We start from the raw sequence: 17,738 nt of genomic DNA on the forward strand, positions 1-17,738 counted from the left end.
GGAATGCGGCTATGTTACAAAAACTATTGCTAGAAATAGAAGAGTTAAGGGCGGAACTCAATAAGGCGTTAGAACAAGATAGTTTAACGTTAGATAAAGAAAATATACTCATCTTGAGTATAAAACTCGACCAGCTTATACTTAAATATATCAAGCAACTGTAAAGGATAAGGTTTAATAGTTAGAGAAATCTATAAACTGTTAAGCCTTGTTTTGTTACATACAGCTCCATAATTATTTATATGGGGTATTAAGGTACAAGTATTATCAATAAAGAGGAGCATAATTTTTTATGAAGGAAGCTATAGATCAGCAACTATTAATTAATGTAGAATTTAAAGTGAAAGATGTATTAAGATATAATATGTGGGTAGTATTTAGAGGTATTGCAAATAAGGTAATAATGTTATTGGGAGTTGTATTATTAGGTGTATATATTTATAAAATGATCAATAGAACAGTTACATTAGATATTTTTATTACAAGTCATGTGCTGTTACTACTCGTTCCAGTTATGATATTTCTGCTCATTCCTTGGAGAACTTGGAAAATCACGCTTACTCAAATGCAGACACCTGCATTTGCATTTGGGGTGAAGTATACTTTTTTACTAGACAAGATTATACTTGATTTAGGGACGACACAAGACGAGATGCCATGGGATTTATTTATTGAGATTGTAGAAACAAAGTATGATCTTAGATTTTTTGTGGATGAAGTAAATGCTCAGTTAATACCTAAACACAATCTTACTAAGGCGCAGCTAGAGCAGTTTAAACGTATTGCGTCTCAAGCGACAGAGATGGGTGTATGTAAGTTTAAAGAGAAATAAATACAGAAAGAAGAACGCTATGAAAAGATTATTTCACCTGTCTACAGTTCCAGCGCAACTACAATGGTTTGAAAATGACTGGAAAAATATAACTGATTTTATTAAAAAAAATAATATAGAGGGCATTGAACTTGGTCTTACAGCGAGTTACCCTATTGAACAGATTCCTTCCGACATTATAGAGGGTGTACATTTATCTTTTTATCCTATGTGGCTTGATTTCTGGCATGGAGACATAGATAAAGTGAGTAAGATTTTAGGCAGCAGGGAAGCGGTATATGATTATTATGGCGGGTATGACAAACAGGTTATTATAGATTCTTATAAACTGCAGTATCAAAGAGCTAAACAACTAGGCGCTAAATATATGGTATTCCATATTAGTCATATACTTATAGAAGATTCTTTTACATTTACTTATACTTATTCGGATGAAGAGATCATTAAAGCAAGTATAGAACTTATTAATGAAGTATTTGGAGAAGATCAAGACGGCCCCATGCTGCTATTTGAAAACCTTTGGTGGCCAGGCTTAACTTATCTTAACCCAGAACTTGTTCAATACCTTATAGAACAAGTAAAGTATCTGCATAAGGGATATGTACTAGATGTATCGCATCTTATTTTAACAAACCCCAAAATTGCAACGGAATTACAAGCATTTAATTATATTGAAAAAGTTATGAGTAACTTAGGTGACTTAAAAGATACAATAAAAGTTGTACATCTTAATAAGACACTTCCAAAGCACTATATGCAAAGAGACCATAATTATACATTACAAAAATACAGACAAACTAAGGATAAATACGGTAAGAATAGAATTCTTAAAAATCATATTAAGCAGATGGATCCGCATCAACCATTTGATCATGAAATAGCACGTAAAATCATTCAGCTTGTCTCACCAGATTTTTGTGTTTATGAAACAGCGCCTAGTTCAAAATATGAGTTAGCGTATTTTATAAAAAGACAAAATATTGCGCTCGGTATTTAGCTTATTAGACCTTTTAGTTCATAATGAACAATAAAGGTTTTTTTATGGTGTTTTTAATAAAAATGACAGAAAATGCCTAAATTTAATTAAAAACTTGACACAAATATCCATTTTGTATATAATAATTCTGTAACAATTAGTTAATAAATTTTATTGTGTTTTACATATGAATCAATTCATAATGCAATAAATCATTTTTAAGGAGGCTTTATTTATGCGTTTGCAGAAAATATTACTAGGTGTTGTTATGACAGCTATGGTAACTATTATTCCAAGTGTAGCTTATGGACAAGCTTATGGAACAGTAGCAACAGGGACATTAAATGTAAGAGAAAAAGCAACAACAGACTCGAGGATTCTACAGCAAGTAGGCCTTGGAGTACCAGTAGAAATTGTAACCGAGTCAAATGATTGGTTACGACTTACCTTAAAAGATGGGTCTACAGCTTATGTAAAATCTGAATTCATTACAGTACATAGAGTCGTTGCAACTGTAGAAGTGGCAGGAGGTCTTAATGTAAGAGACTATCCATCAACAGATAAAGGGGCAATTATAGGAAAGTTTTATCATGGAGACGAAATTTCTGTCCATTATAAAGTAGATGATTGGTATAAAATAAGCCAAGAAGGATTTGAAGGTTTTGTACATAAAGATTTTGTAAAAGAAGATTTATTAAGATATTTACCCATAAGACAGTTATCAGAAGTACAAAAGGTTACGATAAGTCAACAGCAAGTTAATATGGCTGTTAGAACACCAAGTACAAAAACTGCGACATCAGCAAAATCAAGCAGCTTAGGTGATTCAATTGTATCTTACGCTAAGCAATTTTTAGGGAATCCTTATGTATATGGAGGCAGCAGTTTAACAAGAGGAACAGATTGTTCAGGATTTACGCAGCAAATCATGAGAAATTTCGGCGTGAGTATTCAAAGAAGTTCCAGCATGCAGTATGCGAATAATGGTTATGCTGTCAATGCGAATAATCTTCAAAAAGGAGATTTATTATTTTATGGCTATAAGGGACGTGTATCTCATGTAGGCATATATATAGGCGGAGGACAAATTATCCATGCAAATGATGAACGTACTGGTATCATTATAAGCAGTGCATTCTCAAGTGGCAGTAAACCATTTATTGGTGCAAAACGTGTGATATAATTGAAAATAACTACGCAAAGGAATGTCCTTCTAGGGGCATTCTTTTTTTGTGGGGATAAGTTTTATAAGATACTATTATTTACTTGACAGAGGGATTGGAAATATGTAACAATAAGAGAAATTTATACATAAAATTATAATATAAGAAATTTATAAATGTTTTTTTTTATTGGGGGGAAGTAGAGTGGATAGAGATCAATTATTAATGATTAAAGACTATTTAAATGCTAGAAGAAAGGTATTGCCGGAGTATGTAGAACAAGATCCCTATCATTGGAATTCAAGAATATACATGGCAAAGCTCCTGCAAGAAATAGGTAATACGCAAGAAGCTTATATCATCTTAAGGGGTATTTATGAAGATAATACATTCAGATTTGATAAAGGGATTCATGGGGCATATGAAGAATACATTATAGAAAAAGTAAAGTTTTTTCAGCAGCTTGCACAGCTTAGTATAGAGGTTACAAAAGAACCTGCTCAAAGCATACCTTATTTGGATGAAGCCCTTATTATGCTGGATGGTGCAGAAAGTGTATATCCTTATGTTGATCCAAAAGATATCAAGTTGTTAAAGAAATCATATCTTAACAGATTAGACTAAAAAATGATTATATAGTCCTCTAGTGTCATACATTAGAGGATTTTTTTGTTTGAGTATCTTAAACAATAGCTATAATATATCTATCAAGATATGTTAGAATAGAACTTAAGCAAAAGGAGGGTGGATGAGATGCAAGTTGAATTTGTTTTAGGAAGAGCTGGGAGCGGAAAAACAACCTTCTGTTATGGGCAAATAGAAGATGAAGTTAAAAAAGGTGACTATAGAGATCTTATGATGTTGGTTCCAGAACAATTTAACCTTCAAACTCAGATTGACTTATCAAAAAGGTTGTATCCAGGCCTATTTAGGGTAGAAGTTATAAGTTTTAATACTTTGGCAAGGGAAGTTTTTAAAGAAACAGGAAAAGCGCAGCTTCCTGTTATAGATGACCTAGAACGCATTATGATCCTAAAAAAAATAGTAGAGGACCATAAAAAAGAGCTTATATTTTTTAGAAAAAATATTTATCATACTGGATTCATTGAATCTATCAATCGTTTAATAACTGTATTTGAGCAAGATACAATAGATGATAGTGTATTACAAGAACTTATTACTGACGAACTAGCCACACCATTATTTAAAAGTAAATTTCATGATATTCAACTTATTTATAAATATTTTGAAGCTTATATAAAAGATCAATTTATAACCGCAGAGAAAACACTTAGTCTGCTTGCCCAGACTATTTATAAAAGTAATAAGTTATCTGATGCTATGATTTGGGTAGATGGATTTTATGGTTTTACACATACACAGATTGCTGTTATTAAAGAACTTATTAGGAGAGCTAAGTGTTTAAAAATTACACTACCAGCAGATAGATCCTATGGGTTAAGTGATAAAGTAAGAGAAACTAATCCATTTTATGAAAGTATAAAAACCTATCAGAAGCTTATAAATACCTGTGAGGACGAAGCTGTGCCTTATACAACAAAGTATCTTTTAACAGACTATGCTAAGGTGGATGTATCAAGAGAGATGGCATATCTTGAACAATACTATTTAGATTCCTATGTCCAACCTTTTAAGAGTCAAAGTGATCATCTACATTTAGCGCTATATGCTAATAAAAATGAGGAAATAGAACAAGCTGCAAAAACAATTATTGAGTTAGTTAGAGATAGTAATTACAGATACCGGGATATCGCTGTTATTGTAGGGGATTTAGAAGCCTATAAATCAGGTATTCAAAGTATTTTTAATGAATATGATATTCCTTACTTTCTAGATATGAAGAAAAGCATTCATAATAACAGTTTAATAGCTGTTATTGAGGGGGTATTAGAGGTCATTACTTCAAACTATTCCTACAAAAGTATGATGACTTTATTAAGGACTTATATGTTAAACAGCAATAGGGATGAAATAGATATTTTAGAGAATTATATATTGGCATATGACATAAAAGGGAAAAAGAAGTGGCACCAGATATGGGCATTTGATCAAGAAAATGCAGAACATCAGAGGCACATCAACAAGATCAGAGAAAACATTTTAAAACCTATTGATCAACTAGAAGAACGCATAGATCAGATAAAACTTAGTGGAAAAATTAAAGTAACAGAACTTACAAAAAGTGTTTATTACTTTTTAGAAGATATTCATGCGTATGAGCAAGTACAAACTTATATTGTGCAGCATCAAGCAGCGTTTAATAGATTATTAGAACTTGAAAACTCACAAATTTGGGATCAAGTGATAGATGTATTTGAAAGATTGGTTGCCATTTTGGGTGAAGAATATGTTACGACAGGGACTTATAAAAAGATAGTGAGCACAAGCTTTTCCTATTTAAAAATGGGTATTATACCTCCTTCGCAGGATCAGGTGATTATTGGAACAATCGACAGAACAAGGCTTCCAAGAATAAAAGCTGTGTTTATTTTAGGAACCAACGAAGGCGTTATTCCTAGAATATGTGATACAATTGAGTTGTTTTCAGATATGGACAAGGTGACATTAAATAAGATCTGTAAACAAGGACACTATGTCAAGGAAAAATTTTGTGATACTGTAGTTAATCAACCGATTTACTCTTCAAATTTTTCAGTTTATACTGCACTTACCAGAGCTACTGAGAAGCTTTATATTAGTGCGGTACTAGCGGATGAAAACGGCAAATCATTAAGGCCTTCTTTAGTCTATTATAAAATAAAGAAACTTTTTTATAGTGCGCAAAAAGAAATAGCAAAGGATTTGTTAACGTATGTAAATAGCCCATTACCAACTTTTGGATATGTAGGAAAAATGTTAAGAGAATATATTGAAGGCCGAGTAACGGATGATATATGGAAAGATATTGTAAGCTGGTATTGTAAAGATGAAATCTGGCATGAACGTTTATTAGGGTTATCATCCTACCTATTTTATACAAATCAGCAACATTATTTAGATGAACATACAACCAAATTATTATATGGTACTACTTTAAATACCAGTATTTCTAAGTTAGAGAGTTTTAGAAGCTGTGCATGCTGTTATTTTATTCGTTATGGCATTAAAGCAGAAGAAAGAAAGCTTTTTACACTGGATCATGCCAAAATAGGAACGCTTTTTCATGCTGCGCTAGAGCAGTATCCTAAAGAATTAGATACGCTCAAAACAACTTGGAAGGATGCCAGTAAAGAGCAAATAGACACTTCAGTTAAAAATGCAGCGCTATTTGCAATGCAGCAATATCATATAGCACATAAAGAGGCGGGAAAGTTAAAATATACCACGGCACAACTAGAAAAAATGACAAAACGCGCAATTTATGCACTGACAGCTCATCTTAAAAACAGTGAATTTATTCCTGTGAGTTATGAAGTTAGTTTTGCTGAGGGAAAAGTGCTTCCTCCTATTCAAATAGCTATTGATGAAGAAAGAAAACTTGTGATTACAGGACAAATAGATCGCGTAGATGTTTACTATAAAGATTTAGAGAGTAACTATATTAAAATATTAGATTATAAAACAGGGAATAAGAACTTTAACTTATTAGAAGTTTATTATGGATTACAGCTGCAGCTTTTATTATATTTAGATACGTATTTGAAACTCAATAAGGAGTATAAACCTGGGGGCGTATTTTATTTTCATATTAGTAATCCTTATATTAACTACCAGCCGGGAATGACGGATGAAGAGATTGATGCAAGTAATCTAAAACAGTTTAAATTATCAGGGTTGGCCTTAGAGGAACTAGACGTCATTTATGCATTAGATAAGGCCAATACAGGAATGACTATTCCAGTTAATATCAACAAAGACGGCACGATTAAAAAAGGCTCATCAGTAGCTAGTGAAGAACAGTTTAAAAGTTTAGAAAATCATATTATTAATACCATTAAAAATTTAGGAAAACAAATTTTGGAGGGGAAAGTAAGTGCAAAGCCATTTAGCCTAGGGGATAAAAATCCTTGTTTATATTGTAAATATCATACAATCTGTCAGTTTAATGAAAATGAGCCAGATAACATGTATGATAAGCTGGATTATTTAAATAAAGAGACTATATGGGAAAAGTTATGTACAGGAAAGGAGAATGGCTAATGGCATGGACTAAGCCACAACAAGCGGCAATTGATAAAAGAAATGCAGATATATTAGTCTCAGCCGCTGCTGGATCAGGCAAGACAGCAGTGCTTACTGAACGTGTTATAAATAGAATTGCAGGATCCAGTGCTGAAGAGCCAATACAGCTGGATCGCTTTCTTATTGTGACCTTTACCAGTGCCGCGGCTAATGAAATGAAGGAACGGATCACAAGTAAGCTCTCAGACAAGATTGATGCTATGCAAGATGAATTACTTCAAGAAAATACGCAGGTAGCTGCTGAGACAATAGCTTATTTAGAAAGGCAAATAGCCCTTGTACAGACAGCTTCAATCTCTACGATTCATTCCTTTTGTCTTAAGATCATTAAAACATACTTTCATAAACTAGATATAGATCCTAATATTAAAGTAGCAAGTGAAGCTGAACTTGGTATTATGAAAATGGATATTTTGCAAGAAATGATTGAAGAGAAATTTGAACAAGAAGATGAAGATTTTTTAAAAATAGCTGAAATATATGGCAGTGTTCAAGGGATGTCTCCTCTTGCAAATCTTATTTTAGATATCTACACATTTTCAAAGAGTACACCCTTTCCACAAGTGTGGATGGATGAGAAAGTAAGGTTGTTATCTGCAAAGTATCATACGCTGGAACAGATGCCTTGGAGCGCGCCTATTAAACAGTATATCTTATGTCAAATAAAAGACATTAGGATACTTTATGAAGAAGCTATAGTACTATGTAAAAAAGCTAGTGGACCAGAACTTTACCTAGGTGTTATAGAAGAAGATAGAAGGCGATTGATGACTATTAATGAAACACAGAGTTTAGACGAAATCGTTAAAGAAGTACAAGCTATAACATTTGCAAGTCTGCCACGAAAAAAACAGGAATGTGATGAACTGCTTAAAGAAAGAGTCAAGGACTATAGAAACCTGGCTAAAGATATCATTAGGGGAATACAAGAAGACTTATTGTTTATTAGTGATGATAAGGTGCTCAACCATTTGCCACAAGTCGGAAGCTTAATGAAAATATTAATAGAGCTTATTAAAATGTTTGAAGTCAGATATCAAGAAGCAAAACAAAATGCAGGAATTGTGGATTATAGTGATTTAGAACATCTATGTATGAAAGTGCTTGTAACACCGCACTTTAGCACTGCAGGTGAATTTGAAGGCATTACGTATACAGATGCAGCTAAGGAGCTAAACCAGTTTTATAAAGAAATTTATATTGATGAATATCAAGATAGCAATATGGTTCAGGAAATGATATTAAACGCTATAGCTGAGGCTTCTGGGATAAATGGCCCTAGTCGTTTTATGGTAGGGGATATGAAACAAAGTATTTATAGATTTAGATTAGCTAATCCACTTATTTTTGCAAACAAGTATGAAACTTGGGAGAAATATTTGCTAGAGGGAGGCAGTGATGCTAGGCAGGTATGTATTGATCTTTCACAAAATTTCAGGAGCCGTGCAAATATTCTAAATGGTATAAACGAACTATTCGAACAACTCATGAGTAAAGAAGTAGGCGATCTTGAATATGATGATTATGCAAAACTAAAAGTAGGTAATCATTATCAGGCTGACAATATAGAAGATACAAATCATATTATGCCTGCAAACCAGATAGAGCTGCATATCCTAGAGACAAAAGAAAGTGAAGGCCAAGGAAGTGCGTTAAGTGACGACAATGAGTTGGAAGATCTTAAGAGTGTAGAATTAGAAGCGTTAATGACGGCAAGCCTTATTGATAAACTTTTAAAAGGAGAGTCAAATCCTACTCATTTATTTGATAATGAAACGAAGAGCTATAGAAAAATAGAGCCTAGAGATATTGTTATTCTTTTAAGGGCTACTAAAAATAAAGCTTCTATCTATGAAAATGCTCTGCTTTCTAAAGGAATAGGTGCCTATGCAGATGTAAACAGCAGCTTTTTTGAGGCTATAGAAATTCAGGTAATGCTCTCAATGCTCAAGATTATTGACAATCCTTTTCAAGATATTCCACTTATTACAATACTACGTTCACCTATCGTTGGTATAAGTCTAGATGACCTTGTTGTTATTAGACAATCATCGGATGTGGGATGTTTTTATGAGGCGTTAAGAGTATACTGCCAAAAGGAAGAGGCAAAAGATTCTATCCAAGCATTTATGAAGAAGCTTTCAGCATATCGTATGCAATGCAGTCAGTTCTCAATTGAAGAACTGATAGCCAGGATTTATGTAGAAACAGGTTATTATAGATATGTAACGATGCTAGCAACGGGGGCAAAAAAGAAAGCAAATCTAGAAATGTTTAGAAAGTATGCCAGTGAATTTGAAAGTAGTCATAATGGCAAGTTATTTAATTTCATTCAATATCTCGATAGATTACAAGAAACCTCAGATGCAATAGGTGAGGCTAAACTTGTCGGGGATAATGAAAATCTAGTTCGGATTATGAGTATTCATAAAAGTAAAGGCTTAGAATTTGGTATTGTATTTTTATGTGATACAGCTAAGAAGTTTAATAATAATGATATTGTAAAAAATGTCCTGTTGCACAATGAACTAGGACTGGCTCCAGATTTTATAGATACGAGTCAACATATACGGTATCCTACGATTCCTAAAATAGCAGTTAAAAATCAGATTACTTCTGAGAACATTTCCGAGGAAATGAGGGTTTTTTATGTAGCCCTAACCCGTGCTAAAGAAAAACTGTTTATTACAGGAACGCTATCGGATTTTAAGCAAAAGGCTAAAAATTGGAGTCTGTTTGGTGTGAGGGGTAAAAAGGAGATACTTTCTTTGGGCGTTAAAAGAGCAGGTTCTTATCTTAATTGGATAGGATTGAGCTTGTTTGCACATGCTAATTTTGCGGATATTAGAGATGCAGCTGGAACTGAACTGAATTATACGTTAGAAGGAGACTCGAGATGGATTCTTGCTCTATGGCATAAAATGGATTTGATAATGGAGCATAAACAATCTGCAAGTATAAGTGAAGATAAAAAAAGAATAATAAGTGAATGGGATACCGCAAAGACGTATGGGCCGTATAAGGAAGAAATCTATAAAAGGTTATCATTTGAGTATCCACACAAAAATGCCATAGTTCTTCCAATAAAAATGTCAGTATCTGAGATTAAAAATAAATCAGATCAAAAACGTACAATAATTCCTCTTACGCATCAAAAAGATGACAAAAGAATCCCTGCATTTATTAATGAAGTGCAGCAAATAAAAGGTGCGAGAAGAGGAACGCTTATTCATAGTGTTTTTGAACACCTAGACTTTTTAACCGCTCAGACAGAAGAAGCAATAAAAGAAGCGCTAGATCAACTTATTTGTGAGCATAAAATACAAGAAGAAACCTTGCAAGTAATAGATCTTAAACGTTTGGTACAGTTTGCAGAATCAGATATGGTTAGGCGTATGAAAAAAGCAAAGCATGTATGGAAAGAAAAACAATTTATTTATCTTGCCCAAGCTAAAACTATTGATCTAAGTTATCCAGAGGATGAAGATATTCTCATACAAGGGGTAATTGATACGTTATTTTTAGAAGATGACGGTATTGTTATTATTGATTATAAAACAGATTATATTGATTATGAGAATATGACAGAAAATATAGCGTATACTATAGATAAGTATAAAACACAGCTGGAGCTTTACACTCAAGCGATAGAGGAGATTACTAAGCTGCCGGTTAAAGAGAAATCTATTTATTTATATCACATTAATAGGTGGATTCAAGTATAGGCACCTAACTATAAAAAGATAGATGATTTTTTGACTAAAACATATGAGAAAAATGATGTTATAGAAAGAATAATAGAAATAACCAATAAAAAATAGGGGGGAGTATAATACTTCCCTCTATTTTTGTATGTGTATTAAGAATTAAACTAAAATATTAAGGAGTAAAAGAATAGTCTGTGATCAACATTTGTCTAAGTGCTTCAATATCTCTTACACCAAGGGACATACTTTGTGCGAGAATATTTGCAGAGTCCATAGCAGACTGCCATGAGAATAAGCCGCCTAAACAATTTTCTTGCACATACAGGCCTTTATAATAAATAGAAATTGGATTATCAAATGAATAAGCAAAATTACCAGTTGGTCCTACAATATAAGGAGCCTTAGCTACATCATCAAAACGGACTGTATAGCCATTTACATTGAGGAAATTTTGCCTTATATCATCAAAAGTTCTTGTGCTTGTTGCGCCATAACGTGCATAGAATGGAAGGCCCATTATAATTTTAGAGGATGGCATACCTGCTGCTATAAGATTTTGAACTTGAGTATCTACACTTGTATTGCCTAGAGAAAGACTAGATGGATAGAGATTGGATTGATGTCTACCTGCTGTTTCTCCCGTTTCACCTGCATTAAAGTCATAGGCCATGAGATTAAAGTAGTTAATAAGTGGTGCTATTTTAGCAATCTCAACGTTATTGATATAAGAACGATCCCCCGTACCTGCTACGGTAATCCATTTATCAGGGCCTAATACGTCTCTAAGTGCAGTAATAAGTAAAGTGAAATTCTCAGTATCTTGAGGTCTGGAGATGATACCAGCAACACTACTTCCAGGATATTCCCAATCAAGGTCTATTCCATCAAGATTATACTCATTTACCCAACGCCTTGCTTCTCTTGCGAAATTATATCTGGATGTAGGGGTTAGGGCTGCATCTGAAAAGCCTTCAGCACCCCAACCGCCTATAGCCATAAGGACTTTAAGATTTGGATTAACAACTTTTAGATCAGTAAGCTCTCTTAAATATCTTGTGGAATATGCTTCAAAAGTACCATCCGGTTTTATAAGCGCAAAAGCATAGATAACAAAATCTAATAAGGTAGGATCAACATTTACAGGATTACCTAAAATATATTCACCAACAATTGGCACAACAGGACAATTGGGATTTGACGGAGTGGGCTGGTTATTTATACTATGTGCATAGGCCCGATAGGAGCTTTGCAGTCCCTCTAAAGTTTTTATAAGTTCATTCATTTGAGCTGTGCCAAGTGAAGCATAGCTGAGCGTTTTTACTAAGGTTTGATCAGGAGAGATAATAAATAACTTTACATTGCTTGATCTAGAAGATCCGGATGAGCTGCTAAGATCAAAAATTTGGCTAATAGTTTTTTTGCGATCATCGATTATAGGGAAAGGGAGGCTGGAAACAGCATTTCTATAGTTAGAATAGAGCCATGGCAAGTGTGATGCGTTTTTATCTGTACTAAGACCAATAAGTTGAATATCTTTTTTAGAAAATGCTTTGGCATATTTTATAAGTGAAATCCAATCGTTTCTGTGTACAGCATTAAATTCACCAGGGTTGCAAAAAAGAACTACCCATTTACCGGCATAATCAGAAAGGTTAATAAGCCCATGAGTGCTTGCTGCGGTAAAGGCTAAAGACTTCCCCTCTGCTTGTGGTATATCATTCATATACGATCACTCCTTAAAATATTAATATAGGACAATAATATTAATGCTTCTATTTAAAGAAGACTATTTAATTTTATACTATTCAGAATAGGTCGACATTATGATATCTAAATGTAATAAGCACAAGCTATACCAGTAATTATTTATATATAATAGAAGAAATTTTTTTATTCTACCATAAAAAGGAGTAAATGATATTGACAAAACCTAAAAAAGAGGTAGTATTATAGTAGTACTATTTGATACTACTATTGTTGGGTAGAACAAGGAAGTGGATCTTAGATACTGCAGTTATTTTTAAATAGAGATTATAAAGGAGGCGCAATGTGAGTATACGTAGTCTAAGAGTAGGGATAGTTGGATATGGTAATATTGGCCGTGGTGTAGAGGCCGCAATTAAACAAAATGCAGATATGAGTCTTGTGGCAGTGTTTACAAGACGAGCACCTGAAGAGGTTCGGGTTCATACAGAAGGCGTAAAAGTATTATCTATTGATGAAGCAGTTCATTATACAGCAGATATTGATGTCATGATACTTTGTGGAGGTTCAGCAACAGACCTTCCAATACAAGGCCCAGAACTTGCAAAGTTATTTAATACAATTGATAGTTTTGATACCCATGCTAAAATTCCAGAGTATTATCAAGCTGTAAATGATGCGGCACGCATAGCTGGAAAAACCAGCGTTATTTCTGTAGGATGGGACCCAGGTCTATTTTCGATGATACGCATGATGGCGGGAGCTATTTTACCAGTTGGTAACGATTATACGTTCTGGGGAAAAGGCGTAAGCCAAGGACATTCAGATGCTATTAGAAGAGTGCCAGGGGTTAAAAATGCTATTCAATATACCATTCCAGTTGATGAGGCTGTTGAAGAGGTAAGAAATGCAAAAAATCCAAAACTTAATACGAGAGAAAAACATATTAGAGAATGTTTTGTAGTTGCCAAAGAAGGTGCTGACTTAGCGGTGATTGAATCAACTATTAAAAATATGCCAAATTATTTTGCAGATTATGATACAATTGTACATTTTATCAGTGAAGAAGAGCTTAAGGCTAAACATGCAAAAATGTCTCATGGCGGTTTTGTATTTAGAAGCGGTAAAACTGGACATGAAGAGGAGCACAATCATGTTATTGAGTTTTCGCTTAAGTTAGATAGCAATCCAGAATTCACTGCAAATGTATTAGTTGCTTATGCAAGAGCAGCTTTCAGAATGAATAAAGAAGGCAGTGTAGGTGCAAAAACTGTATTTGATGTACCACTTTCTTACTTATCTGCTAGAAGTGAAAGCGATCTTATGAAGGATCTTTTATAAGCAAAAATAGCAATAAAGATAAAATACAAATTATTTAGCCTAATATTTCAATTAGTGTCAATTTAGAGTATAATTAAGTATATCAACACTAAAATTGACATTAATTGGAGGCTAGAGATGAGAAAAAAAGTACTTATAATCTTGATGGCTATGATCATCTGTCTATTAAATAGTTTTTTAACTGCGGCACAGGTGAATACACAGGTTTATTCAAAAAATAATCCTTTTTATATTTTGGTTAATAAGCAAAATGGTGTTGGTAAAGCGTATAAACCTTCCGATCTTGTGATCCCAAATGTAAAGTTTATGGAAGTCGGTTTGCTTGAGAAAAAGCATATGCAAAGCACAGCAGCCTATTATTTAAAGATAATGTTTAATCAGGCATCCAAGCAAAATATTCATTTAATTGCCATATCAGGATATCGATCTTATAGCAGGCAAAATACTATTTATAATAATTACATAAGCAAATATGGAGAAGCGTATACAGAAAAGGTTAGTGCAAAATCAGGGCATAGTGAACATCAAACTGGACTTGCTATGGATATTTCTGCTAAATCTGTAAGATATCATTTAACACAAGATTTTGCAAACACAAAAGAAGGCAAATGGTTGGCAGAAAATGCACATCATTATGGATTTATTATTAGATATCCTAAGGGTAAGGAACATATCACGGGATACATGTATGAACCATGGCATGTGAGATACATAGGCAAAGAACTTGCTGCATACTTATACATAAATGGGCTGGTCCTAGAAGAAATGGATTCTTTTTTTGAAAAGCAAGATGATACTAAGCTTTTGGCTGATGAGGGTACTTCAGTATCGAATGAAGTAATCCCTAGTAAGTCAGAGAAAATGGATAAACAGATAGGAGTACCGGAGATTTTACAAGAAGAAGTCTTTATTAACATACAACCATAAATGAAGAAGGGCTATACCTATTTAATAAGTATAGCCCTTCTTTATTTAATATAGAAAAGCTACTGGCAAATAGAGACTTAGAGTGTATTAATTAGTTTAGAGTTTTTAGGTTTGTGAGATAGAAGCAATATTATCAAAAAAATAATGGAAAACAATAACAAAAATTCAAAAAAATAATATACTGATTAGTAGATTATAAGTAATAGGTGGTATAAATATGTTTAATTCAAATAGATGTGGACTCAATACATGTGGAGCAAATGTTGTCATATTTTCTGCGCTAATTGGTATATTAATTGCAAATAATTTAGATGATCAATGTAAGAAAATTACAGGGAGTGCTTTTTTGCTTATAGGTTTTACCATTTTTACTATGTCATATGGATGTAAGATACTTGATACATGTAAACCAGCTGGAATAGATAATTGTTATGTACCTAATCCATATTATCCTGAAGGCTTTTATCAATAAAACAAAAATTACGGGTGTGATGATGCACCCGTAATTTTTGTTTTATTGAATGGCCATTTCAAGCAGTTTATTGCTGCGTTCTAAAAATGCATGCATTGCATCTGGTGTAAGCGTTTGGTTGGCAAGCATTGCAAGGTCATAAAGATGGAGACAAAGAAGATTGGTGTTTTCTTCTCCAAGATCTTTATAAGAGATCGTGTGAATAAGCGGATGATTCTGATTAAGAACAAGCGTTATTTCATCACTTAAAGGATTCATTCCCATACCACTCATATTATACATTTTCATCATTTCCTGCATACGGCGGCTTTCTTCAGAGATAAGGATCATAGAAGGAATTGTCTTAGATTTCATATTTTCGACAGAAACCTTCAAATTATCTTTAGCTAAAGTTTTTCTAAATAACTCAGTAAGCTTTTCTTCATGGGTTTTATCTACATCATCTTCTTTAAGTGTAGAGGCTATATCAGAGTCAATGCGTGCAAATTTTACTTCATGATTTTCTCGCTCCATATGAGAAATGAATGCATTATCTATAGAATGCTCAAGATAAACGGCGGACAGATCATTTTCTTTAAACATTTTAATGTATTGAGATTGTTGATTTTTATCAGAAACATAAAAGACCTTGTTTGAGGCGACATCTTTGTTTTTTTCAAGATAATCATTAAGTGTTAAATACTCATCTTGTATTGTCTTAAATAAGACATAGTCTTTCATCTTATCATAAAATTTAGACTCTCTTAAACACCCGTATTTAATAAATGGAGAAATATCATCCCAAAATTTCTTATAGTTATCCTCTTCTTTTTTATAAAGACTAATCAGTTTATCAGCCACTTTTTTAGTAATGTAGTCTGCAATTTTCTTAACAAATCCATCATTTTGAAGCAAGCTTCTAGAAACATTAAGAGGCAGATCAGGACAATCAATAATACCCTTTAAAAGAAGCAGAAATTCAGGAATAACTTCCTTAATATTTTCAGCAACAAATACTTGGTTATTATAAAGTTTAATACGGCCTTCAATCGTTTCAAGCTCATGGGCAAGTTTTGGGAAATAAAGAATGCCTTTTAATTTAAAAGGGTAGTCCATATTCAAATGAATCCAAAATAGCGGTTCGTTAAAGTCCATAAAAGACTTGCGGTAGAATTCTTTGTAAGCTTCATCACTGCATTCAGAAGGTTGTTTGACATATAAAGGCGTTGTCTCATTAATAGGTTTAGGTTCTTCTTCTTTTGCCTCTTTGCCTTCCTCTAATACATAAATAGGAATAGGCATAAAAGAACAATATTTTTCTATAGTCTGAGTCAATTTATAAAGATTTAAAAAGTCTTTACTTTCTTCGTTGATATATAACGTAATAGTAGTCCCACGGGTTTGTCTTGAACCTTCAGATAAGGTATAAGTAGTGCCACCATTACAAGACCATTTAACAGACTTGTTTTCCTTATAAGATAATGTGTCAATAACAACCTCTTCAGCTACCATGAAAGCAGAATAAAAACCTAATCCAAAGTGCCCAATAATCTGCTCCTGATCCATCTTATCTTTATACTTAGCTAAAAAATCTTCTGCACCGGAGAAAGCAATTTGTGTAATATACTTTTCAATTTCTTCCTCTGTCATACCAATTCCATTATCAGAAAAGCTTATTGTTTTTTGATCTTCATTTACGGCAACTGTGATTTTAAATGGTTCGTTTAACTGATCATTTATCTCGCCTAAATCACAAAGTTTTTTGAACTTAAGAATTGCATCACTAGCATTGGATATAAGTTCACGAGTAAATATGTCATGATCAGAATATAACCATTTCTTGATGATAGGAAAAATATTCTCGCTATGAATAGATAAATTTCCTTGTTTAGACATATGTGTTCCTCCTTCGATTAAGTTCTAATATTAGCAACTAATTGATTTAAAAATTAGCTCATTTATAATATTAACTTTTTTAGTATAGATGTCAATACTAAATTAGCTAGATTTTGGATTAAATATAAGAGATAAACCTATAATGGAGATTTAACATCAAAACAAGCAGGTTCTATTGGTGGAGAAATGGTTAAACGAATGATTCAAGCTCAAGAAAGTCAAATGGGAGCTAAGTAGTCAAAATCGTTAACTAAAAGCTGTAAAATGATAGCAACAATTATTTTATGGCTTAAGATGATATAATTATTGCATTAAGTTTATAAATTTAAATAAAAAAGCGGGATCTTTCATAGACATATAGAAGATTCCGCTTTAATAGTTATTTTGTTTTCTTTGTAATATATACATAGCTTAGTAAACATAAGATAAAAGCTATTAATGATAAAGAAGTTATAAGTAGGTTATGCAAAATGAATAAGCTTGTAATAAACTGTATAATGGTCATTAAAAGCAACAGTAAAAAACTTAATTTTAGCTT

Annotated in this window: 12 protein-coding genes and 1 pseudogene; 11 read left to right on the forward strand and 2 right to left on the reverse strand. The window is 33.0% G+C overall.

The features are described from left to right. The first annotated feature begins 11 nt into the window (after positions 1 to 11). From BN3326_RS21085 to addA, 7 genes are all read left to right on the forward strand, one after another. Positions 12 to 164 (forward strand): Spo0E family sporulation regulatory protein-aspartic acid phosphatase, encoded by a 153-nt coding sequence (locus BN3326_RS21085; protein WP_083258444.1) that lies wholly within the window; start codon positions 12 to 14, stop codon positions 162 to 164. A gap of 128 nt (positions 165 to 292) precedes the next feature. Then, the gene (locus BN3326_RS01195; RefSeq protein WP_069997295.1) at positions 293 to 832 is read left to right on the forward strand and encodes a YcxB family protein; all 540 of its coding nucleotides are present in this window, start codon (positions 293 to 295) and stop codon (positions 830 to 832) included. A gap of 19 nt (positions 833 to 851) precedes the next feature. Continuing rightward, the gene (locus BN3326_RS01200; protein WP_069997296.1) at positions 852 to 1,829 is read left to right on the forward strand and encodes a TIM barrel protein; all 978 of its coding nucleotides are present in this window, start codon (positions 852 to 854) and stop codon (positions 1,827 to 1,829) included. A 214-nt stretch (positions 1,830 to 2,043) separates the two neighbouring features. Beyond that, positions 2,044 to 2,991, forward strand: coding sequence for a C40 family peptidase (locus BN3326_RS01205; RefSeq protein ID WP_069997297.1), 948 nt, complete (start codon positions 2,044 to 2,046; stop codon positions 2,989 to 2,991). Between the two features lie 184 nt (positions 2,992 to 3,175). Further along, entirely contained in the window at positions 3,176 to 3,595 is a 420-nt protein-coding gene (locus BN3326_RS01210; protein WP_069997298.1) for a hypothetical protein, read from the forward strand. A gap of 129 nt (positions 3,596 to 3,724) precedes the next feature. After that, positions 3,725 to 7,132 carry a PD-(D/E)XK nuclease family protein gene (locus tag BN3326_RS01215; protein ID WP_069997299.1) on the forward strand — a complete coding sequence of 1,136 codons (3,408 nt, stop codon included), beginning with the start codon at positions 3,725 to 3,727 and terminating at the stop codon, positions 7,130 to 7,132. Further along, the gene (addA, locus tag BN3326_RS01220) at positions 7,132 to 10,899 is read left to right on the forward strand and encodes a helicase-exonuclease AddAB subunit AddA (protein ID WP_069997300.1); all 3,768 of its coding nucleotides are present in this window, start codon (positions 7,132 to 7,134) and stop codon (positions 10,897 to 10,899) included. The genes BN3326_RS01215 and addA overlap by 1 nt, the downstream gene beginning before the upstream one ends. Before the next feature lie 154 nt (positions 10,900 to 11,053). Here addA and BN3326_RS21355 read toward each other — a convergent pair whose 3' ends face one another. Then, positions 11,054 to 12,604: a glycosyl hydrolase family 18 protein gene (locus BN3326_RS21355; RefSeq protein ID WP_083258446.1), complete on the reverse strand. Its 1,551-nt coding sequence runs from the start codon at positions 12,602 to 12,604 to the stop codon at positions 11,054 to 11,056. Between the two features lie 332 nt (positions 12,605 to 12,936). On the opposite strand from BN3326_RS21355, the gene BN3326_RS01230 reads away from it, so the two are divergent. The 3 genes from BN3326_RS01230 to BN3326_RS01240 all read left to right on the forward strand — a co-directional run bounded on the left by BN3326_RS01230 (position 12,937) and on the right by BN3326_RS01240 (position 15,325). After that, entirely contained in the window at positions 12,937 to 13,926 is a 990-nt protein-coding gene (locus tag BN3326_RS01230) for a diaminopimelate dehydrogenase (RefSeq protein ID WP_069998385.1), read from the forward strand. 117 nt (positions 13,927 to 14,043) lie between these two features. After that, a complete protein-coding gene (locus BN3326_RS01235; protein WP_069997301.1) occupies positions 14,044 to 14,853 on the forward strand; it encodes a M15 family metallopeptidase in 810 nt (269 codons plus the stop codon). Positions 14,854 to 15,070: 217 nt separating this feature from the next. Continuing rightward, positions 15,071 to 15,325: a hypothetical protein gene (locus BN3326_RS01240; RefSeq protein ID WP_069997302.1), complete on the forward strand. Its 255-nt coding sequence runs from the start codon at positions 15,071 to 15,073 to the stop codon at positions 15,323 to 15,325. 42 nt (positions 15,326 to 15,367) lie between these two features. On the opposite strand, the gene htpG is transcribed toward BN3326_RS01240, so the two are convergent. After that, the gene (gene htpG / locus BN3326_RS01245) at positions 15,368 to 17,200 is read right to left on the reverse strand and encodes a molecular chaperone HtpG (protein ID WP_069997303.1); all 1,833 of its coding nucleotides are present in this window, start codon (positions 17,198 to 17,200) and stop codon (positions 15,368 to 15,370) included. A 138-nt stretch (positions 17,201 to 17,338) separates the two neighbouring features. Here htpG and BN3326_RS21590 point away from each other — a divergent pair. After that, positions 17,339 to 17,437: pseudogene (locus BN3326_RS21590) on the forward strand (alpha/beta-type small acid-soluble spore protein); the annotation flags it as partial. Positions 17,438 to 17,738 lie beyond the last annotated feature (301 nt).

This window comes from Cellulosilyticum sp. I15G10I2, from assembly GCF_900095725.1.
In the GTDB taxonomy this organism is placed as follows: domain Bacteria; phylum Bacillota; class Clostridia; order Lachnospirales; family Cellulosilyticaceae; genus FMMP01.

Bases quoted from the DNA above. Each gene is read 5' to 3' on its own strand.
- BN3326_RS01215 (WP_069997299.1), top strand. From the start codon at position 3,725: ATGCAAGTTGAATTTGTTTTAGGAAGAGCTGGGAGCGGAAAAACAACC.
- addA (WP_069997300.1), top strand. From the start codon at position 7,132: ATGGCATGGACTAAGCCACAACAAGCGGCAATTGATAAAAGAAATGCA.
- BN3326_RS01205 (WP_069997297.1), top strand. From the start codon at position 2,044: ATGCGTTTGCAGAAAATATTACTAGGTGTTGTTATGACAGCTATGGTA.
- BN3326_RS01240 (WP_069997302.1), top strand. From the start codon at position 15,071: ATGTTTAATTCAAATAGATGTGGACTCAATACATGTGGAGCAAATGTT.
- BN3326_RS01235 (WP_069997301.1), top strand. From the start codon at position 14,044: ATGAGAAAAAAAGTACTTATAATCTTGATGGCTATGATCATCTGTCTA.
- BN3326_RS01195 (WP_069997295.1), top strand. From the start codon at position 293: ATGAAGGAAGCTATAGATCAGCAACTATTAATTAATGTAGAATTTAAA.
- BN3326_RS21085 (WP_083258444.1), top strand. From the start codon at position 12: ATGTTACAAAAACTATTGCTAGAAATAGAAGAGTTAAGGGCGGAACTC.
- htpG (WP_069997303.1), bottom strand. From the start codon at position 17,200: ATGTCTAAACAAGGAAATTTATCTATTCATAGCGAGAATATTTTTCCT.
- BN3326_RS21355 (WP_083258446.1), bottom strand. From the start codon at position 12,604: ATGAATGATATACCACAAGCAGAGGGGAAGTCTTTAGCCTTTACCGCA.
- BN3326_RS01200 (WP_069997296.1), top strand. From the start codon at position 852: ATGAAAAGATTATTTCACCTGTCTACAGTTCCAGCGCAACTACAATGG.